The 20,488-nt window shown below is 42.3% G+C and carries 21 protein-coding genes and 1 riboswitch; of the genes, 11 read left to right on the top strand and 10 right to left on the bottom strand.

Annotated elements, in window-relative coordinates; all coding sequences use genetic code 11:
• Nucleotides 1-85: 85 nt before the first annotated feature.
• From LGT40_RS13745 to LGT40_RS13735, 3 genes are all read left to right on the top strand, one after another.
• Nucleotides 86-523 (top strand): DUF1415 domain-containing protein, encoded by a 438-nt coding sequence (locus LGT40_RS13745; protein ID WP_226070822.1) that lies wholly within the window; start codon nt 86-88, stop codon nt 521-523.
• A 64-nt stretch (nt 524-587) separates the two neighbouring features.
• Complete coding sequence (locus LGT40_RS13740; protein WP_226070820.1) at nt 588-1,004, top strand: hypothetical protein; 417 nt, start codon at nt 588-590, stop codon at nt 1,002-1,004.
• A 106-nt stretch (nt 1,005-1,110) separates the two neighbouring features.
• Nucleotides 1,111-1,353 carry a hypothetical protein gene (locus LGT40_RS13735; protein ID WP_226070818.1) on the top strand — a complete coding sequence of 81 codons (243 nt, stop codon included), beginning with the start codon at nt 1,111-1,113 and terminating at the stop codon, nt 1,351-1,353.
• A gap of 203 nt (nt 1,354-1,556) precedes the next feature.
• Here the strand turns inward: LGT40_RS13735 and LGT40_RS13730 are convergent, their stop codons facing one another.
• Nucleotides 1,557-2,252, bottom strand: a complete 696-nt coding sequence (locus tag LGT40_RS13730) for an ImmA/IrrE family metallo-endopeptidase (RefSeq protein WP_226070817.1) — start codon at nt 2,250-2,252, stop codon at nt 1,557-1,559.
• Nucleotides 2,253-2,422: 170 nt separating this feature from the next.
• On the opposite strand from LGT40_RS13730, the gene LGT40_RS13725 reads away from it, so the two are divergent.
• A complete protein-coding gene (locus LGT40_RS13725; protein ID WP_226070815.1) occupies nt 2,423-2,863 on the top strand; it encodes a YqaA family protein in 441 nt (146 codons plus the stop codon).
• 230 nt (nt 2,864-3,093) lie between these two features.
• Here the strand turns inward: LGT40_RS13725 and LGT40_RS13720 are convergent, their stop codons facing one another.
• The 3 genes from LGT40_RS13720 to LGT40_RS13710 all read right to left on the bottom strand — a co-directional run bounded on the left by LGT40_RS13720 (nt 3,094) and on the right by LGT40_RS13710 (nt 5,151).
• Nucleotides 3,094-3,297, bottom strand: coding sequence for a hypothetical protein (locus LGT40_RS13720; RefSeq protein ID WP_226070814.1), 204 nt, complete (start codon nt 3,295-3,297; stop codon nt 3,094-3,096).
• Between the two features lie 237 nt (nt 3,298-3,534).
• Nucleotides 3,535-4,122 (bottom strand): type 1 glutamine amidotransferase domain-containing protein, encoded by a 588-nt coding sequence (locus tag LGT40_RS13715; RefSeq protein ID WP_226070812.1) that lies wholly within the window; start codon nt 4,120-4,122, stop codon nt 3,535-3,537.
• A gap of 417 nt (nt 4,123-4,539) precedes the next feature.
• A complete protein-coding gene (locus LGT40_RS13710; RefSeq protein WP_226070810.1) occupies nt 4,540-5,151 on the bottom strand; it encodes a murein L,D-transpeptidase catalytic domain family protein in 612 nt (203 codons plus the stop codon).
• Between the two features lie 284 nt (nt 5,152-5,435).
• On the opposite strand from LGT40_RS13710, the gene LGT40_RS13705 reads away from it, so the two are divergent.
• The 3 genes from LGT40_RS13705 to LGT40_RS13695 all read left to right on the top strand — a co-directional run bounded on the left by LGT40_RS13705 (nt 5,436) and on the right by LGT40_RS13695 (nt 12,214).
• Nucleotides 5,436-7,145, top strand: a complete 1,710-nt coding sequence (locus tag LGT40_RS13705) for a L,D-transpeptidase family protein (RefSeq protein WP_226343216.1) — start codon at nt 5,436-5,438, stop codon at nt 7,143-7,145.
• A gap of 380 nt (nt 7,146-7,525) precedes the next feature.
• The gene (locus LGT40_RS13700; RefSeq protein WP_226070806.1) at nt 7,526-7,978 is read left to right on the top strand and encodes an SRPBCC family protein; all 453 of its coding nucleotides are present in this window, start codon (nt 7,526-7,528) and stop codon (nt 7,976-7,978) included.
• Nucleotides 7,979-8,563: 585 nt separating this feature from the next.
• On the top strand, nt 8,564-12,214 hold the full coding sequence (locus tag LGT40_RS13695; RefSeq protein WP_226070804.1) for an EAL domain-containing protein: 3,651 nt from the start codon (nt 8,564-8,566) through the stop codon (nt 12,212-12,214).
• On the opposite strand, the gene LGT40_RS13690 is transcribed toward LGT40_RS13695, so the two are convergent.
• Entirely contained in the window at nt 12,211-13,494 is a 1,284-nt protein-coding gene (locus LGT40_RS13690) for a GGDEF domain-containing protein (RefSeq protein WP_226070802.1), read from the bottom strand. The genes LGT40_RS13695 and LGT40_RS13690 overlap by 4 nt on opposite strands.
• 205 nt (nt 13,495-13,699) lie before the next feature.
• Here LGT40_RS13690 and LGT40_RS13685 point away from each other — a divergent pair, with 205 nt between their 5' ends.
• Entirely contained in the window at nt 13,700-13,918 is a 219-nt protein-coding gene (locus tag LGT40_RS13685) for a YgdI/YgdR family lipoprotein (RefSeq protein ID WP_226070799.1), read from the top strand.
• Between the two features lie 685 nt (nt 13,919-14,603).
• On the opposite strand, the gene LGT40_RS13680 is transcribed toward LGT40_RS13685, so the two are convergent.
• Complete coding sequence (locus tag LGT40_RS13680) at nt 14,604-15,092, bottom strand: hypothetical protein (RefSeq protein WP_226070797.1); 489 nt, start codon at nt 15,090-15,092, stop codon at nt 14,604-14,606.
• A gap of 119 nt (nt 15,093-15,211) precedes the next feature.
• Nucleotides 15,212-15,287, top strand: a riboswitch (cyclic di-GMP riboswitch).
• 15 nt (nt 15,288-15,302) lie between these two features.
• Between LGT40_RS13680 and LGT40_RS13675 the strand changes: the two genes are divergently transcribed.
• Nucleotides 15,303-15,914: a VPLPA-CTERM sorting domain-containing protein gene (locus tag LGT40_RS13675; RefSeq protein ID WP_226070795.1), complete on the top strand. Its 612-nt coding sequence runs from the start codon at nt 15,303-15,305 to the stop codon at nt 15,912-15,914.
• 79 nt (nt 15,915-15,993) lie between these two features.
• On the opposite strand, the gene LGT40_RS13670 is transcribed toward LGT40_RS13675, so the two are convergent.
• From LGT40_RS13670 to LGT40_RS13660, 3 genes are all read right to left on the bottom strand, one after another.
• Nucleotides 15,994-17,367, bottom strand: coding sequence for a PFL family protein (locus LGT40_RS13670; protein ID WP_226070793.1), 1,374 nt, complete (start codon nt 17,365-17,367; stop codon nt 15,994-15,996).
• A 10-nt stretch (nt 17,368-17,377) separates the two neighbouring features.
• Entirely contained in the window at nt 17,378-17,944 is a 567-nt protein-coding gene (locus LGT40_RS16395; RefSeq protein WP_226070791.1) for a glycine cleavage system transcriptional repressor, read from the bottom strand.
• A gap of 231 nt (nt 17,945-18,175) precedes the next feature.
• Nucleotides 18,176-18,538, bottom strand: a complete 363-nt coding sequence (locus LGT40_RS13660) for a FlxA-like family protein (RefSeq protein ID WP_226070789.1) — start codon at nt 18,536-18,538, stop codon at nt 18,176-18,178.
• A gap of 120 nt (nt 18,539-18,658) precedes the next feature.
• Between LGT40_RS13660 and LGT40_RS13655 the strand changes: the two genes are divergently transcribed.
• Both LGT40_RS13655 and LGT40_RS13650 read left to right on the top strand, forming a co-directional pair.
• Nucleotides 18,659-18,991 (top strand): hypothetical protein, encoded by a 333-nt coding sequence (locus LGT40_RS13655; RefSeq protein ID WP_226070787.1) that lies wholly within the window; start codon nt 18,659-18,661, stop codon nt 18,989-18,991.
• 21 nt (nt 18,992-19,012) lie between these two features.
• Entirely contained in the window at nt 19,013-19,348 is a 336-nt protein-coding gene (locus LGT40_RS13650; RefSeq protein WP_226070785.1) for a 5-carboxymethyl-2-hydroxymuconate Delta-isomerase, read from the top strand.
• Here the strand turns inward: LGT40_RS13650 and LGT40_RS13645 are convergent, their stop codons facing one another.
• Nucleotides 19,349-20,359: a helix-turn-helix domain-containing protein gene (locus LGT40_RS13645; protein WP_226070784.1), complete on the bottom strand. Its 1,011-nt coding sequence runs from the start codon at nt 20,357-20,359 to the stop codon at nt 19,349-19,351.
• Nucleotides 20,360-20,488 lie beyond the last annotated feature (129 nt).

Genomic DNA, 20,488 nt, shown 5'->3' with positions numbered 1-20,488 from the left:
GCATGGTGATTCATGTGTTAGATCCCCATCTAAATTTAAATGGGGATCTAAACAAGTGTCGTTCAATTCCGGTAGGGTGTGCTCAGTGGACGCTTACACAAGAGCGATAACGGAAGAGCAATTGTTGATGTCACTGCAAGACGAGCTGGAACTGCTCAATAGTGAGCCGTCAGTTGAAACTACGCTGCTGATACACCCAAATGTATTGCAGGACTTTTATGACTACAATCAGTTTTTGAGTAATGCCGATAACCTCCTTTTGGAAATGGGACTGGAAGGTACCTATCAAGTCGCCAGTTTCCATCCAAACTACCAATTTGGCGGCACAAATCCGGACGATGCAGAGAATTATACAAACCGCTCTCCCTACCCCTTGTTGCATCTTATTCGGGAGGCGAGTCTTGAGCGAGCTATTGTGGAATATCCTGATGTCGACCAAGTTCCAATACGAAACGTGGCGCTAATGAATAGTCTGGGACACAATAAGCTGCAGGCACTATTTGAGAGCCTATTTAAGCTTTAAGAAGCAAATAAGATGATAATAATGATGCCGAAGATCTCATTAACATGCTGTTAGGTTTTAAAAAATGAACTCACGGAAGAAGAAAACTATTTTAATAGTCATAAGTATTGTAATCACTCTCATTATAGGAATGATTATCGGTATTGCGATATCAAGACATTACTTTAACTATATCAACAAGGTGAACTTAACCATTAATAGAGCATTGCAAGCATATTCCTACAGTATTGACTTTGGTAAAGATGACCCAGATAAAGCGAAGCGTCACATATTACTTGATTTAAAATTTAATTTAAGTGCTTTAAATTTGATGAGATATGATGCTACAAACGAAATGCGGGCTCACATATGCGATAAGCTTATAAAAATAACTGAAAACAAAAACTCACTCATTAATTTTGAAAAAAAAGTAAGTGAATCAAACTCTGTTAAAAAACTAGAATGGTTCATAGACAGATTTGAAGATTGTGAGTCATTGTAGAACCTAACAAGCAAACAAAAGGTGCCTGATTTATTTAATTAAAATCAAACACTCTGACCCTATTGATTGTGACCCTATTGATTGTAGTCTTTAAAGGAGTCAAAAAATGAAAGTTAAAGAATTGATTGAAAAGTTGTCAAAATTAGATGGGGCTTTGGAAGTTCTTTGCTATACCGAAGATCCATTGTTAGTTGGCAAGAGCAATCTAGTAAAAGCTTTAGACATTGCAGATGTCAGTGAAACCAAATTAGAGGTGTCTCGCAATGAATCTGGCGAAGTTCAATTAAATTTCACTGGTAAAGAGTCACAGCGTGCATTTGCACTAATTGAGATTACTGCGGATCTATAATTTTTATGTTCAGCCAGAAATCAAAAGGGTCAGATTCAATTGATATTCCACGCTTGATTAATTACTCACGAGATTGTTGGGTTTCGTAAACTCAACCCAACCTACCCTACTTTTTAAAAATCCAGAGAGATCAAACGATATTTGGGGTCAGTGTCTGCCTCCATAGTTTTTAACTTCTTTCCTGAATCAAAGTTAATCGTATTTTAAGGCCATCTAATAAATTTTAATTCTTTCAATCGTATTGCCATAGCACTCGTTGAAACACCGAATAACTCTGATAACGATTTAAATCGACGTCCAGCATACGATGAACAACTAGCCAAGGCTAACTCGCGATCTAATGAGTCTTCTGAAGTTTCGAGCAATATACATGGATCAGATGGGTCGAGGTGAAAAGCCGTATGTTCATCAAATATAAATGGCATATTATTTAAACAAAAACTATTCATAAAACAATTCTTAAGTAGTTTAGGTGGCATTAAGAAGCATGCGGCGAAGTAATCAGCTTCCTTTTCAAGTTGAGGCTTTTGTTCTTGATTTAAATAGTTACTGCTAATGGGCCTATCTCGGTGCATGATTTCATTTGGGTGTAATAACCAATGTCCAATTTCATGAGCACCTGTAAATTTCATACTTTCAGGCTTATCTTCTAACACCCCAATAACTTTCTGTTGACGATCTATCAGACCAGCAACCTTGTAACGTTGACCTTTGAAAGAAAACTTCTGATTTCCAAGATCTTGGTATGTCTGGTATCTCAAACCTAGTATTTTTGCTGCCAATTCAGGTTTTAAAAGCTCTAGCGCAGTTGGCTGTTGATTTGGCAACAATTTTTCTTTTTCATACCAAATTGCTTTTTGTAATTCATAAGCTGTTTTTTGAATATGTTTATAATTCATGATTACACCATATATTGTGTTTTTAAAACTTATAATACACAACATATAGTGTGTCAACATTTTTTACACGATCAAAGGTGTCAGAAACAATTGAAATTCACTTCACAAAAATCAATGATATCTAAACCTATTTATTTCAATTTTCCCCCTTGCTACAGACATTAAGCATTATGGAATATTTCTTAGAGCTGGGACATATTGGGCTTTTCATCTCTGCATTTTTAGCCGCGACGATTTTACCTTTAAGCTCAGAAATTGTTTTGAGTGCTTTATTGCTGAATGGTTTATCACCCACTACGCTAGTCATCATTGCAACAACAGGAAATGTCTTGGGTTCACTCACAAACTATGCGCTAGGTTACTGGGCTAGCTTGGTGGTGGTAAAAAAGTGGTTAAGGATGTCTGAAGATGATTTCGTGCGAGCAGAGCAGCGCTTTGTTAAATACGGCATGTTTGCGTTGTGTTTTGCCTGGGTTCCAATAATCGGTGATCCATTAACCGTTATGGCTGGTGTTTTGCGGGTTCGCTTAAAGTGGTTTCTTATATTGGTGACTGCGGGTAAATTTCTGCGATATGTCGTCATTAGTTACATGGTATTGAATGTCAATTGACGGATACATCAAACGATCAACAATTAAAAGAGACAGATCCCGTAGGTTGGGTTGAAGCATGAAACCCAACACTTTATAAATGACACAACGTTATCTAATTGTTGGATTTCGTAAACTCAACCCAACCTACCCGATTTTTAGAATCAGAGGGGTCAGACACTGTTGAAATACTGATTACTGCTACGTATTTAAAATCAAAAATGTCTGGCCCCTTTGATTAAATAACGCGTTTACAATTTATTTTTGAGCAGTTCTTTTCCTTTCTCAACCAGCTGCTGATTCTGCTCTTGAACCTCTTTGAAAAATTGTGCGAGATCATCTGCGCCTTCATTTTGTGCATCTTCAATATATTGTCTGCAGAGCTCGCTACCTTGAGCCGCATGGTAAACGACGCTGATTAAATCATAATTTTTATCTTTCATTGGACTTGCCATATTCTTCTCCTAACGTTTGATGGATTTACAAGAATCAAGCGCTCAGTCAGCTTGATTTATGCTCATGATTTCGCTGTGTTATTCATTGGGATCCTTTGGAGATTGTTGGGTCGCAAACTCAACGCAACCTACCTATTTATAAAAATCCAGGAATCATCCAATTTGAAAAAAGAAGCAGGTTTATTTAATTAACTAAATAACCCCGCCCACTTTTGGAATTCAAAGCCGCCTTAGTTATCAGGCTTGCTGGCGTTTATGCACGCCCTCAGCGAATTCTTCAATGGCTTTGCTGCAGAAGGCTTCGAGATCATCGGGTTTTCTGCTGGTCACCAGCCCCTTCTCTACCACTACTTCATGATCTACCCAGTTACCACCGGCATTCTGAATATCAGTGCGAAGACTTGGCCAGGATGTCAGTGTTCTCCCGTCAAGTACGTCTGCTTCTACTAGCGTCCAGGGAGCATGACAAATCGCTGCCACGGGCTTTTGTTCAGTGAAAAAAGCACGGACAAATTCAACCACATTTTCGTTGGTTCTTAACGCATCCGGATTAGCGACACCGCCCGGTAATACCAAGCCATCATAATCGTCAGCAGATACATCAGCGATGCTTTTGTCCACCTGAAACGCATCACCTTTGTCGAGATGGTGATAGCCTTGCACTTTGCCCTCTTCAAGCGCTATCAATACTGTTTCGGCACCTGCGAGTTTGATTTGCTCCCATGGCGTGGTCAATTCGACCTGTTCAAAGCCGTCAGTCACAAGAAAGGCAATAGTTTTTCCTTGCAGAGTTTTATTACTATTCTGAGTCGATGAAATTTGCATTGGTTTGGCCTCCTGATAAGTTGAGCGCTAACCTCTTTAGGTTCAAGCGCTGAAGCTGTCTACCAGGTTAAGGCAAAGACAATGCCAGAGGAGAAATGCACTTTGCAGACGGCTTCCAGGCGTGCATGTTGGCTATTTCATTCATCTTTCTGTTACTCAACAAGTGAACTTTTTACAAGTTCATCAGTAAGATTTACAGCTTTTACGCTTGTCAGATGCACCGCGAGTTAATTCCCACGCAGGATCATGTGGATGAACGTTAAGTTAGGTTGGTGCTGAGGCACGAAGCCCAACAAACTCATTGCCCTGAAAGAGCAAGGGAATAAGAAATCAAGTGATCAGCAAATTGATTTAAATAATAGCTGAGCTTATTACCACTTGAGCCCGAGCAAGCTTGGGGAAAACAAATCTCCCGCATTAACTACCAGTATTGCTGAGTGGTGCAACAATTGCCGTCACCCGCTCGGGTTGGCAGTTGAGATAAGGTGAAGACGCAAGCCAATGATCATCAGGGTAATAAGAAAAGACGAACTGGCCATCCTTGAGATTATCCACCACTTGGTCGGCAACTTCCTGGCTTACTGCAGGGCATCCATGACTACGGCCGATGCGGCCATGTCGTTCGATCCATTGATTGTTCACGTAGTCAGCGCCGTGGATAACGATTGCTCTTTCCCGGGCGCGATCATTGATACCGGGTTCCAGGCCATCCATACGCAGTGAATAACCGTGTCGGCCAATATAGCTCTCTGAAGCACGGAACAGGCCGATGCTTGACTGATGACTGCCCTCTACATTGGAAAACCTGCTAGCCACATTGTCACCTGAGTTGCGACCGTGGGCCACCAGCTCCTCAAGAATCAGTGAACGGCTTTCCAGATCAAAGATCCATAGACGTGGTTCGGATGAAGGCATGGAAAAGTCGATGACTGCCAGCCGTGCCGACTGTTCAACTCCATGATTGACCGCACAAGTCATCGCTGAAATGGCCTTGTCCAGCACGGCTCGATTCAGGTTTGGGGCCTGCATGGCCAGGTCTTCCGTAAGTGGCGAAAGCACTGGGGCTTTGTCTAAGGCAAGAGATGGAACGGAAAGGATCAGCATCAGGCAAAAAACAGAGGCTGCCGCAAGGCGCCGGGTTATGGGCTGGTGCATCAATGTCTTCCTTTAATAGTGCTCTGGTGCCCCTGTTTGGGCCGAGTCTATATGCCAGAACCGTAATAATGGTGTGGACAGCACATTTCGTCCGCATGGCAGTCAACAATGTTATGGTTAGGGGGAATTCTAGCAGGCTTTGAGAAGGGAGCAATAGGTTGCACATTTTGTTACCAAAGTGGTGTGCTTTGACTGCATGCCTTTTGACCATCTCGGTATTGTCCAGTCATGTATTGGCGGTGAATAACTCTCAAGGAGATTTCGCCAGCGATCTTGCTCCGATTATGTCAGACGGTGAACTTTGTCGGGTGCCGGATTCCAGCAAGTCGCAATCACAGGCAGTCTGGTTGCAGAGCTTATACGGTAACAGCTTCTCGGCTCCGCTGTGGACCGATGCCGAGCGTTATGATGCCTTGCTTGCTGCGCTTGCGGATCTAAAATGGGATGGCCTGGATCCTGATATGTATGGCCTCTTGCAGCTGGAAGAATGGCGAGCAATCGGTAGCAATAATAGTGAAACCTTGGCTTGCCGCGATCTATTGGCGTCTACCGCTTATCTGGCTGCGCTCTACCACTTGCAGTTTGGTTTACTCGATCGATCAGATATTGCTCCACTCTGGCGACTCGCTGAGGATGAAAGCAACGGTGCAGAAGCAATGTCACTTGATGATCTTGGTGTTGTGGCACGCAGTGGGCTGCAGAATATCACCGCTGCCATTGATCGCGCCCGGCCGAAATCTCCTGCATATCGACAATTACGTTCAGCCTACAAGATCTGGCACCATCAATATCGTGACGTAATCTGGCCGAACTTGCCACCTGGTCCACTGCTGAGACCCGGTATGGAGGATGCCAGAGTATCGATCCTGCGCCAACGATTGATACCACTTATCAACGGCGTCGATCAGCAAATCGTTCGTCATTCCTATAGCGCTGATCACTACGATGCAGAACTGGTGGAAATGGTGAAAAATTTTCAGGCCCGTCATCGCCTAAAGGTAGACGGAGTTGTGGGGCCCGAGACGCGGGATGCACTTAATCTTTCACAAAGTTTTCGCGAGGAACAGTTACAGATTAACCTGGAGCGTATGCGCTGGCTGGAGCGGGAATTCTCGCCCACCCTGTTGCTGGTTGACATTGCCGGTGCCCAGGCTAGTTTTACCCGCGATGGACAAATCGTCTGGCAAGGCAGGGTGCAGGTGGGTACTGCCCGCCGCCCTACTCCCACACTCAGATCCTCCGTGTCGTATCTCACTTTCAGCCCCACTTGGACAGTGCCACCCACCATTTATCGTCAGGACAAGCTGCCGGAGATCCGGCGGGATATAACTTACCTTGCCAAAAATCGGCTAAGGGTACTGGATCCGGATGGACGCGAGCTGAACCCTGCCAGTATTGACTGGCAAAATCCAGGACCTGTAAAGCTGCGTCAAGACCCCGGTCCAGGCAATGCCCTGGGTCTGGTGGTATTCCGATTTCCCAACCCTTTTTCCGTATTCCTGCATGACACTCCTAACCAGAGTCTGTTTGCCAGTCACAGGCGTACCTACAGCTCAGGCTGTGTACGTGTAGAAGGGGCCAAACAACTGGCTGATGAACTCTTTGCCGGTGCAACTCAGGAAACCCATAACGCGATAAACGAGGCTCTGATAAAGAAACAGACACGTAATATTGCCTTACCTTCCAGCGTACCGATCTTGATGGACTACTGGACAGCGGTGGCGTTGGAAGATGGCCGGGTGGAATTCAGACCCGATGTGTATCGACGCGATGAAGAATTAGTGGCCGCCTTGAAAGTACAACAAAGAACAATAATAAATTCTCTATTAACTGAATTATCGCCTGAAGAACACCCTGCAATGAGGTAAACATTTCTCAGTACAGGATTATTGAATCTCACTCGGCGCTGTAAACCCACGTGGCATGGTTATCCTCTTCCGGAAATGTCCGCTAGCGTTTTGCATCTCACCAATACAATTTCTTTGCCGAATCAGCTTGTTGTGAGGCAGTGTAAAAAGTTGCTGCACTTAAGAAAATAGCAATTAACCTATGAATTATTAATATTATTCTCGGGAATTAATGCCAACTGAGTATCTATATATCATTCACCTGTGTAGTGATTTTTTTACTACAGTGTCGATTTTGTGAAGTCTTATTCGACAATTCAGTAGCGACAGAGATCTTCCAACGCTTCAAGCTGGAAAATCTGTTCCACTACCATTAAATAAATAAAAATCAGGAGATTGTTATGTCGAATGAAACAGGTACAGTTCGTTTACACCGAGTTTTGCGAGCGTCAGCGGAAAGAGTTTATAAAGCTTTTACGGATAAAGGCGCTCTGGAATATTGGCTCCCGCCGTATGGATTTATTGGGACGATCCATGAAATGGATGTTCGCGTTGGTGGTGGCTATAAGATGTCTTTCACAAACTTCGGTACTGGCAACAGTCATACTTTCACTGTCGAATTTGTAGAGCTTGTAGAAAATGAACGTATTCGCCACACTGACCTTTTTGACGATGAAAACCTTCCCGGGGAAATGATCGTTTCAATTAACCTCAAACCTGTAAGCTGTGGAACAGATATCAGTATTGTTCAGGAAGGAATTCCGGCAGTCATTCCCGTTGAAATGTGTTACCTGGGCTGGCAGGAATCACTTGAACAACTTGCCAAACTGGTTGAAGTGGATATTCCTGAATAGATATTAGCGCGTATCCATACAAAAAGGGGCCCAAGGGCCCCTGCTTCATTATCGGTTAATCCCCTATTTGGCATGGCGTGCATTTTTCATGAGGTATGCAACACCATTGGTCGGCCAAAAGCTAATTGGTAACTCTGGCTGGTGCTCATAACTTGATGATGAGCTGCTTTGAGTGAAGGAAAACTTACTGCTTGTTTTTAGGTCATTGAAATAAATAACACTCTTTTCGCAATCTCTTTAGACATTCGGGTTCAGTTACAATGTCAAGGCTGTGTAGCTTAACCTGTGACAAGTTAATCAGTTCATGAACCGTTATAATGACAGCGAATAAACTGAGGGAAGATAGTCGGCTAAAAAATAAAGACGACACTCGCTCTTGGTTATCGAACGTTACTCCTTAACTCTCAAGATCAAATAAGTTTTATACATAAAAGCCTCAGTTTAATTCTGATAAAAATGGTGCATTTTCATCAGAAAAGAGTATTTTGAATCCCATAGCAATAGTTGACTAATTTAGTCATCTATTATGAAAGCATTTGGTAAATATATGTATGTCCCGCAGCACTTAACTACATGGATGGATAAATGATGCAAGCAATGGAAGCGATATTCAGTCATCTAGCGTTAAATCAGACCAGTCTTCAAGAACGTAAGAAATTAATTCGCTTAAGTAAAGAAGACGTCGAACTCCTTCGTGCCCTACATATACCTTTGCAAGAATACGAAAATGATTTGATCAATTCATTTTACGAACATTTGATGTCATTTGATTTTGCTCAGGATCTGCTTGCTGATCCTGAGCTCAGAGCCCGACTACAATCCACTCAAAAAGCTTATTTCCGCAAGCTGACAGCCGGTGTTTATGATCTGGATTATGCTAAAGATCGGATTCGGGTGGGTATCGCCCATGAAGGAGTTGGATTAACAACACAATGGTACATTGGATCATATGCTGTTTATCTTGAGCTGACGAGTCATTACATTGCCCAAATCCTCGCTCTCACCCCTGAATTAATCGAACCTTCAATCAATGCGCTTTATAAGGTCGCTTTACTCGATATTACTCTGGCTTTTGATGCATATATGTATGCCAGCCATGAATCGATTCAAGCAGCGAAAATTGGAGTCTCGGATAAATATGATGAACAGTTAAGACTTCAAAAATCCATCGATAGAATTCAAAAAGCTTTTATCCTCAATGCCTCATATGACAGTGCATTAGAGTTACTGCTGAACGAGCTTATCGACTTTACCAAAAGTGATTTTGGTTTGATTGGGGACGTGCTTTACGATGCGAATCAGGCTCCTTATCTCAAACTCCGAGTATTGACCAATATTGCCTGGAACGATGAAACCCGAGCACTATATGCTTCCAATCAAACCAATGGACTGGAATTTCATAATCACAATAACCTGTTAGGCAGCGTGATGACTACCGGGAAACCGGTAATATCCAATATGCCAGCCAAAGATAGCCGTTCTGGAGGTGTTCCGGAAGGCCATCCCACACTCAACTCGTATCTTGGTCTGCCTTTTTCTCACAATGGTAAAGTTGTTGGCATGATTGGCCTCGCCAATGCTGGAGATGGCTATAACGATGAAATAGTCGAACGTCTCAGTCCAATACTGGACACACTTGAAAGTCTCTATGAAGCCAGGAAAGTGCGCGATCGACTTACCGATACATTAATTGAAAATGATCGCTTGGCATTAGTTGCCAAGCAAACTATTAATGGCGTAATCATCACTGACAAATTATTCCAGGTTCAATGGTGTAATGACGGTTTTGAACGCATGAGCGGGTACTCGCTTGATGAACTGGCCGGAAAGCTTCCATGGGAGAAATTAATTGGCAGAGAAACGGATAAGCGCGATCTGGCAAAACTGAAAAATGCGGTTAAGGCATGTCAGCCTATTGAGTTGGAACTACTCAAATACCATAAGCAAGGTCATACCTATTGGTCACGAATCAGTTGCAATCCCACCTATGATGAAGATGGTGTTCATACCGGATATGTTTCGGTTGAACTGGATATTTCCGATATTCGTGCCCAACAGGATTCACTGGCGAAATTTAAAAGTGTACTAGACCAAACGCTCGACGCTGTTCTGTTTTTTGATATAAACACACTCAATATTATCTATGCCAATCACGGTGCACAGCGCTATCTGGATCGATCTGAAAGCGAATTGTTATCAAAGACTATTTCTGAACTTAATGGTCAGTATGACGAACAGGGCTTTCTCGAACTTATCCGGCCATTGTGCGATAAAAGCCAAACTTCTCTAAATTTCACCACTTGGTACGCCGGAAGAGATGGTCGCGAAATTCCTTCGGATGTTTCCATGCAACTGATTCCCACCGCTGATAAACAACATATCATTGTCAGCGTGATGCGTAATCTGACCACAGAAGTCGAATACGAACGGTTACGTCAGAAAAATGAATCACAAATCGCTACCTTATTGCAAAGGTCTGGTGATGCAATGGGCATTATCAGTAACGAATTTATCATTATTGAATGTAATGATGCAGCTGCCATGCTTTACGGAATGTCATCACGACATGATTTGATTGGACTGTCGGCTCTGGATCTTTCACCGGTTTCACAACCGACGGGATTAAGTAAAGATCTGGCCGAATTTTATATAAATAAGGCGTTAACCGAGGGCTACCAACGGTTTGAGTGGTTTCACACCACCCCACAGGATGAAAACACACCTATTGAAGTGACCCTCACGCCGGTTATTTTTCATGGTCAGCCCAGTATTCAAGTGGTCTGGCGTGATTTGACGGATATCAAGGCTAAAGAATATCGAATTAAACAACTGGCTTTTTTTGATGAATTAACCGGTTTGGCCAACAAAAATCTTTTTTCAGATCGTGTGAAACACCTCATCCAACTCTCCGAACGCTGTGACTACACCATTGCAGTTTTATACCTCGACATCATTAACCTAGAGGATGTGAATGAAACTCTGGGTTATGCGGCAGGTGATTCACTGATTTACGCTGTGGGGAAGCGTATTTCCGGCATTATCAGAAGTGCGGATATACTTGCTCATTATGTGTTTCATGATGATCCGAAAAATCTGGAAATAAACCATATGGAGATTGATCGTGAGTTTGATTCACTTGCCAGAATCAATGGTGACATTTTTGCCTTGTGCGCCGTAGTAAGCTCGGTCGATGCCGCAGCGATTTTGGTGAATCGTTTACAAAATACCTTAAAAGCACCTTTTGTCATTTCTGATTCGAAAATTATGGTGAATTCACGAGTGGGAGTAGCGCTTTATCCTCAAGATGCTCATACCTACGATGCATTAGCGCGTGGCGCGACAATTGCGCTGGATATCGCAAAAGAAAAACTGCTGCCATATTACTTTTTCAATGCTCAACTCGGTGAGGAAATTCAACGTCGCTCATTGATAGCGAAACGACTGGAATATTCATTGAAATTCATGCCGGAGAACTTTTCAATCCGGATTCAACCTCAGCTTAATTTGCAAAACCTACAGCTTTCAGGCGCTGAAGTATTGTTACGCTGGGAAGACAGTATATTGGGTTCGATTTCCCCGGGAATATTTATTCCTATTGCTGAGGAGCGTGGCTTAATCAATGAGCTCACTAAATTAGTGATAAAGATAACCAGTATTACTCTGCATTCCTGGAAAAAACAGCGTGACAATTTATTTACCAAATTGAGCATCCGTTTAGCAATTAATATTTCTGCTAAAAGCATCGATAACCCGGCCTTTATTGAAGAGTTCATCTCGGATATCAAATCCTCTGGTCTAACGCCAGAGTATTATGAGCTGGAACTGACCGAAACAGGGATCATGCGAGATCCCGAAACTGCGATTCAAATCATTAAAAAACTCAAAATGGAAAATTTTGTGTTGGCCATAGATGACTTTGGTATGGGACATTCGTCACTCAGCTACTTACGCAATATAGATGCGGACATTCTGAAAATTGATATGTTTTATATCAGAAATATGCTTAGTGACAGTAAAAACATGGCCATCGTTAAAACCATTATTTCCACCGCACAGATTTTTGGTATGAAAACCCTTGCAGAAGGTATTGAAGATAAAGAGACGGCCGAAGAATTAAAACAATTGGGCTGTGATTATGGACAGGGTTACTATTTTTCACACCCTTTGACCATCAGTGAATTTGAAGAGAAATGGATCGAAGCTACCGGCCATGCCAGTGGCACTGAAAGACACTAGCAAATACAGTTTTTACCTCGCTTTTTGGCTTTGTACATCGCTTCATCTGCGGCGGCGATCAGTTGAGGTATCTGTTCTCCCTGCTCAGGAAACAGTGATATACCAATACTTACTGAAAGTTCTATCTTGTGGCCCTGCCATTCATAAGGATCGGATAACACCACCCGTATTTTTTCAGCAACCGCTAAAGTTGCTTTACGATCATCGACAGTATCCAGCAGCACGACAAATTCGTCTCCGCCAAAACGCACAACCGTATCGGTTTCTCGAACACAATGGGTGATACGTTCTGCAGCCTGTTTTAGCAGTGAGTCCCCCGCTGCATGACCAAAAGTGTCATTCGCATCTTTAAATTTATCCAAATCCATATACATCAGAGCAAAATGGCTGTCTTGTCGTTTTGCTCTCAATAATGAACGTTGCACACGATCCTGAAATAATTCGCGATTTGGAAGCCTCGTCAACGTGTCATATAAAGCGAGATGTTGCAGGCGATCAAGCATTTGTTGACGTTCAATTGCTGTGCCGATTTGAGAAGCGGTAAATGAGAGCAAAGCCCGATCATTTTCATTCAACGAATAATCCAACTCGGTGAGCGACAAGGCAATAATGCCAAAGCCGCTCTCATTCAAAAGTAAAGGCACAAGCAACATTAACTTTTGATCGATTTCTTCAGCAATAATGTCAGTCTGACCAGTGATGCGATTCATGACATCATCTGTCAAAACCTTCGTACAATTCCCAACACTCTCAAATAGCGTCTCCCAAAGGTCGGCATTTGGCATTTTGACGACAATGCCAAATGCTGAAATAGGGAGATGAATATTTAGATGATATAAAATCTGTTGGCAAAGAGGCTTGATACCGTGAGTACGGTGAGCGGTGTCCGATATGGCAATCAAGGATTGTTGCATCGCTTCGGCAGCTTTGATACGAGTAATGTCCCGGGCTACTCCCAACCGCATTTTGTGCTGTTCTGACCAGCAGGTGGACCAAAGCAAATGCACTACTTGACCATCTTTACGAATATACCGGTTCTCAAAATCCAGTACTTGCTTATCAATCATGACTGTCTGGATACTTTTCTGCGTTTTCTCGAGATCTTCTGGATGCAGTAAATCCAGCATTTTTTTGCCGATTAATTCTTCGGGAGGGTAACCAAAAACACGATGCGCGCCATTACTGACATAAATAATCCTGCTCTCTTCATCCACAGCACAGATGGCATCAAGCAATAAATGTACATATTCACTAAAGGAATCAAGAAGAGGTTTATCCATACGGTAAATTCTCTCCTGTTCGAGTTCATCACACAAGTTTTCAAGTCACTGCAAATTAAAGTGGACTTATCAACACAGGAATTTATGAAGTAAAAACTTCCGATTTTCATGATTAATTAGGGAAAAAGCTCTCGCAACTATTTTGAAGATAACCTCGTCGTATTTTATGCGAGCCCTCCCTCATTTTATTCCTCAGGAGAAACGCATGAAACTATCATTCATTACCTTATTATTTGCTGTTTTTTTCACAACCCTGGCGGGTTGCGCTACCGATCACATCATTACCACCAATGATGGCCGGATGATCGATAGTGAGACTAAGCCTGAAATTAATGAAGAAACCGGCATGATTGAGTATGAAGATGAAGATGGCCGGAAGAATCAAATCCCGGTTGATGATGTGAGTGAAATTAAAGAACGTTAAATCTTTAGGTGGGCTTCGGCCCACCCTCCAACCTCTCGTTACGATAGGATGAACTATTTTTTATAGTCAAAGCGCTTTTCAAACATTGTCACTCGTCATCGGTTTGGCATAAAGATAACGCTGAATTTCATCAAAACATGTTGTTTTAAGAAATCACATTGCACCTTCCCCACACCCTCCGCCAGTACACTAGAGGTTTATACACAAATATCATTGGCATCTTATGGAATGCCATCAATAAATGAACGATCAAATCTTTAGTCGATCAAATGAAAAAGTTTGAGAAAGGTACTGAGAGCACCTCAAGCAGTTTGTTAGCCAAGTAAGCAGCTTCAGCTATTCCAGCTATTAATCAACAAGACAAAAAAATATCGATGTTTATAAATAAATTACATAATGATTGCGGTGAGTCTTAACAATTAAAAACAGATATTTGACTGATGAGTAACTGTTTATTGTGTAGAAAAATGATAGCTTCGACTCAACTATTATCATCCCAAAATATCGGGCATGTAAGGCAAATTACTTAAATGTTACAACGGATATCATTCACTTTATAACCAGAATATTTGCCTGATAATGATCGCATTACAATTGAATAATAAAATGTTTTTTATGGGGAAATTTATCAAGGTTGTATCGTTGACAACAAACAAACGAAGCAAGTAAATCGCCATCTATATATCTAATAGTTGATTTGTAAGTTTTCAAACCGTTGCTCGGGTGGTTTAGACATAAAAACGTTTTTATCCATTTCTTCTAAAAAACTGATGTTGATGATCACATTTTCGTAAAGCCAGTAAATAAAGCCGCCTTCCTCTATTCGATAACGCCACTGGTACTGACACTGTATCCAACCATCCTTCATCTTGGAAAGCAGTATCGGCGGTTCATCTGCCTGCAAGCGAGGTTTGAATTCAACCGTCTTGGCATTAAGATCAATACGGAATCGATCAATTAACAAAGTATCAGCCTTTGTCAGCTGATAATGAATCCGATTTCCAGATACATCATCACCATGTTGATCGATCACTATATTCCCATTGAAGAGCATAAATGCTGATGGACTTATCGGATAATGACCCGGTAAATCCTCTCTTGCTTTTTTATGTAGATCTGATTGCTGAGATTTATCCCATTGTTGAATGATGATTTGTAAAACAAGAATATGCATGAGTAAATTGTCGATGATAATTAATGTAATACATTAGGTTATAGTGTACCAAAGTACAGTAATAATAGAGATAAAATGGGTATATGTTCAGATCGTGCCATGAAGCATATGGCACTATTTTTAACTTATGCCAAACTTAGTGTGAATTAAGGACGGAAAGTTTCGGGTCTCATATGAGATTGCTGAGCTGCAAAACTTGAGGTTACACTTATGAAAAGACTAATGTCAATTTTAGCTGTTTCATCATTCTTTTTTGCTTCAACTTCTAATGCTGCAATCATTTCCAGTTTACATGATGGTTTTGAAAATGAAGGACAATTGAGTTCCGTATTAAACTATAACTCCTTTACAAATTGGGACGTTACCGACGGAACAGTAGATTTAATTCAAAATGGTAATCAATGGGGAATCCAGTGTTCAACCGGTAGTTTTTGCGTAGATCTTGACGGTTCAACTGGTGATGCCGGTATTTTGAGTACTAAAGATGGTTTTTCCGCGGGTAAGTATAAAGTGAGTTTTGAACTGTCTGGTAACCAACGTGGTGGACCTTTCGACCAAATCTCTGTTTTGTTTGGAGCTGGATCTCTGCTTAATCACTTGTTATTAGACTGGGATGAAAATTGGCATACCTATAGTTTCTTAGTGGATTTAGTCGATGGTGACAAATTATCCTTTAGAAACTTCGGCGGTGACAATGTAGGAGCTATACTGGATAACGTTAATGTTTCTGCTGTACCAATTCCAGCAGCAGTTTGGTTATTCGGTTCAGGTTTGATGGGGTTTTTAGCAATGCGTAGAAAAATGAAAAATGACCAAATATAATTTGCTAATAAACTGGTTTTAAAAAAAAGCCGTGACAGTTTCTGTCACGGCTTTTTTAATTGGCTGCATCAAAGCCTGATTAATTCACCAAACTTTGAATCGGTGCCGGAATACGACCACCCAACCGAACAAAGCGATTTTCATGACTGCCCATATTAACTGCCATCACCGGGCCTTCGCCCAGTAAACCGCCAAAACGCACAATATCACCAGCTTTTTTACCTGGAGCGGGAATCAACCTTGCGGCTGTGGTTTTTTTGTTGATGACACCAATGGCCATTTCATCAGCAATAATCGCTGAAATCATTTCGGCTGAGGTATCACCGGGGATAGCTACCATATCCAGACCGACTGAACAGACCGCTGTCATGGCTTCGAGTTTTTCCAGACTTAAGGTGCCGTTAGCTGCTGATTCAGCAATGGTCAGATCTTCACAAACAGGAATAAACGCACCACTTAAACCGCCGACATGTGAGCTGGCAAAAGCACCACCTTTTTTGACCGCATCGTTCAGCATGGATAAAAATGCCGTGCTGCCAGGTGCACCAAATGCTGGCAAGCCGATGGCTTCAAAGATTTCGCCCACACTGTCATTTCGATTTGGTGTCGGTGCCAGAGACAAATCGACAATACCAAATGGCAGATTAAGTAACTGAGCCACTTCACGGCCAACCAGCTCACCAGCACGGGTTAGTCTGGCCGCCGTCTGTTTAATGATATCTGCGGCACGACTCAGATCCATATTTTCATCTTCTGCCAGAGCTTTTTCGAGAGCGGCTTTTACCACTCCCGGTCCGCTCACACCAACACTGACCACCGCATCGGCTTCACCAATACCTAAGTAGGCACCAGCCATAAACGGCACATCCTGAGGAATATTGGCAAATACCACCAGTTTTGCAGCCGCCAGGCCATCATCAGCCGCGGTCAGTTCTGCAGACTGTTTGATAATTTGCCCCATCTTGAGAATGGCATCCATATTGATCCCGGCTCGGGTGCTAGCCACATTGACTGACGAACAAATACGTTGGGTTTGAGTCAATGCCTGTGGAATGGCGTCAATCAGGGCCTGATCGCCTTTACTCATGCCTTTTTCCACAAGCGCTGAGAAACCACCAATAAAATCGACACCCAGTTCATGTGCCGCTTTATCTAGGGTAATCGCCACCTCAACCAATTGCTCAGAGCTGAATGGCGCGCCGACCACACCGATTGGACTGATAGATATACGTTTATTGGCGACTTCTATTCCATAACGTCTTTCGATACGATTACAGGAAGCGACCAATTGGCCGGCGTAGCGAGTGATTTTATCGTAAATTTTGCGTTTGAATGTTTCCAGATCATGACTGACACAATCAGTCAGGTTGATACCCACGGTAACAGTACGAAGATCCAGGTTTTGCTCCCGAACCATCATCAGAGTGGAAATAATATCTTTTTCATTGAGCATGAGAGGTTCCTTAATTACTGATATTGCTCACAGATTCGAAGATCTTGCGATGTTGGGTATCAATTTCGATATCCAATCGCTGCCCCACTTCATGCAAAGCATCGCGTAAATCCTGCATCACAGTGGCACGTGGCACATCCACTTCAAATACCATCAGGTTATCCATCGGGTTTTTGCCGCCTTTAAATATCGCCTGAATATTAGTGATATTGACACCATGACGCGCTAGCTGAGTGGAGACTTCGGCTACCAGACCTCGGCGATCCGGGCCAATTACGGTCAAGATATAGGGTTGTACTTCAGGTGGGTTTTCCTGCCATGTTGTCAGCTGCTCATCCCAGGGATCGACATGGATCGACAATCGCAGTTTCTGGCCAACCTGTTTAAGCGCCTCGTGTAATTCTGCACACTGCGAGTCTTCAGGCATGGATACCATTAATAATGCACCAAACACTGATTGCAGCAGGGTTTGGCTCAGGTTTTCAATATTACCGCCATGGTCGGTAATGACCGTGGCCACCGCAGCCATGATGCCGGGTTGGTCATTGCCAAGAACAGAAATGAGTGCCTTGTTCACGATGTCTCCTTTTATGAGATCGAATAATTAAAAGCGTTATCGTGCATGAATTCAAATACGAAATAAGCTGTTTGAAAATCAATAGACCTGCACGAGCAGAAAATATCGTATGGTTGATGGATTGTATTCCATTAAAGTTGAAGTTTTTGTGTATATAAAGATAAGTCGAGTAGCTTATCAAATGTGGGCAATTAGACGTAATTCAATGATATTGGAGAAGAGATTTGTGGTTCAGATAAAGGTATTTACATTTTGACCGATTGAAGCCTCTAAAGGGCTAGTGGTTTGCGGATTGTCTGATTCCGCTTGCTGTTGAGCCTGTTGCTCTTCTTGAATTTTTTGTTGTTTCATTGCTTCAAGCTGCATAATCTGGGCTTGTATCACCTGAATTTGCATTTGAATCATTTCGGCTTTTTCCACGGATTCAGGCGTTCTTTCCTGCCCTATCTGCTTTAGCTGATCAAATAAATCAACCAGCTTTTGTTTCAAGGCAGCAATCCTGGCATCCAGTGACTGTCCTGTGCTTTTGCTATTTGCAGTTGACGTGGTGGATACAGAGCTAGAACGCATGTCAACAGAGATCGGATGACTCATGCTAAAGTTCCCTGAAAAAGTTGCCTTTAAATTAATACGACCCTTATCACGATAACTTTAATTTATCGCAACTGTTATACGAAAGATATTATTACGCGCATATCCAATACGAGTTCATATATGGCCATTCAATTCCTACCTATCATCAAAGCAGTAGCTCCCTATGTTGCTCAAGTGGCAGCTTATGCAATTCCGGCTTTTACCTCTAAGCCTGAAGCCATGAAAGCCGATCCGGTTTTGGTAAAACAGATAGAAGAACTGCAGGAGGCGGCAACACAAAATGCCCAGTCAATTCATGTGCTGGCGGAAAATATGCAGCAAGCAATTACTGGATTTGAAACCGCAGCCGAAGCTGCAAAAAAGCAGATTAATACCTACCGAAACCTGTTACTTCTGGCATTTGGGCTATCTGCTTTGTCTATTCTGTTGAGTATTTACTTGTTACTCAGATAATCGCCAACTTCAGGGGCTGTTATGCCACATTGCATCATTGAATACTCCGAGACACTGTTAATATCACCTGCATTATTAAATGACGCGGCATACCAGGCATTACTTGAATCAGAATTATTCGAAACATCGCACATCAAAACCCGGGCATCTGCTTATGCCGACTTTCGACTAGCTGAGAGCCAACATGATTTTGTACATGTCACGGTGCGGTTGCACCGTGGTCGTACCACACAACAAAAACAAATGTTAACCAAGCTAATTTTGCAATCTCTGCAGAAATTGCCTTTTCAAAATACATCACTCACCGTGGAAACAGTCGATATAGATAGCGATAGTTATGCCAAAGTCATTATGTAATCAGGTTGACCGGTCAGGCGAAAGCAGTTTGTTAGCTGTATCCTGTTTTTGACGCGCCACGGTCGCTGACGGATTTTCGCCAAACAGGCTGGTGTAGTCATGGGCAAACTGGCCGGGATGATAAAAACCCCATTGCTGGGCAATCATCGAAATGGTTTGCTCGGCTTTTAAGCCTTCTGAAAGTACCCTTCTCACTGCATTAAGTCTTGAAATTCGCATATATTTCAAAGGACTTATGCCTAATACATCTTCAAAACAGTATTGCAGAGTACGCCGGCTGACATGAGCAAGCTCACACAGATCGGTAATCGTCAGTGGTTTATCAGAATGTGTTTGCAGATATGCAGTCACTTTATCAACCACGGCGCGGCGTTTTACAAAGCTGGGTTTCTCATGAATTTGCTGCTGGTTTTGTTGCAGAATTTCCAGCACGGCCATAATTAATATATCTTCCTGATGATACCGAATCAGTGGGTTTTGTTGAGGTTTGAGCACTTCATTCAGTAAATACCTGAGTGAATTCAGTTTATCTGACTGCCAAAATCGCAGTGGTGAATTAAACAGGCTGTTATCGAGTTCAATTCCTTGTTTTTTTGCCACTTCCTGCAATGTCTGTTGGTTTATCACAATGCCAAAAATATTGAATTGTTCTGGAGTGACCAACTCAAACTTTGTATCGCCGGGACGAATCATTAAATAGTCATTTCGGACATGATGCCCATTGATACGGCAGCATTTTTCATCTGCAGAAAAGCCTAACCAGATAGCATTGGTCCAGACATTACATTGCTGTCTGACCGTTTGACTGGTGAACTCGCGAAAGGCGTGAACCGAGTCAAAAATAACCTCCTCAATCCTGCCGTAAAACCGTCCATTACTCAGCTGATCATACTGTTGCTGCCAGTTTTTCAGATTATGGGCCTGCTCATCCGCATCTCTGGCTTCGATAACGCACCAATTAGATACAGTCTCGCTTTGTTTAGGTGCAAATTGTTTCAGGTCATTCATCATTTGCTTTACCCATTTCTGTAATAAATCGTTTACTGCTTAAGTAAGTAACTGAATATAAAACCAATATTTTTTTGCCAATTTTTGATATTCACTGGGTACAGTTATCGCATTCATTATTTGTAAACTTTG

Origin of the sequence: Methylophaga pinxianii (assembly GCF_020447225.1) — a bacterium.
GTDB classification, from domain to species: domain Bacteria; phylum Pseudomonadota; class Gammaproteobacteria; order Nitrosococcales; family Methylophagaceae; genus Methylophaga; species Methylophaga pinxianii.
Note: the sequence above shows the minus strand (reverse complement) of the source record. Positions and strands in the feature narration are given on the sequence as shown.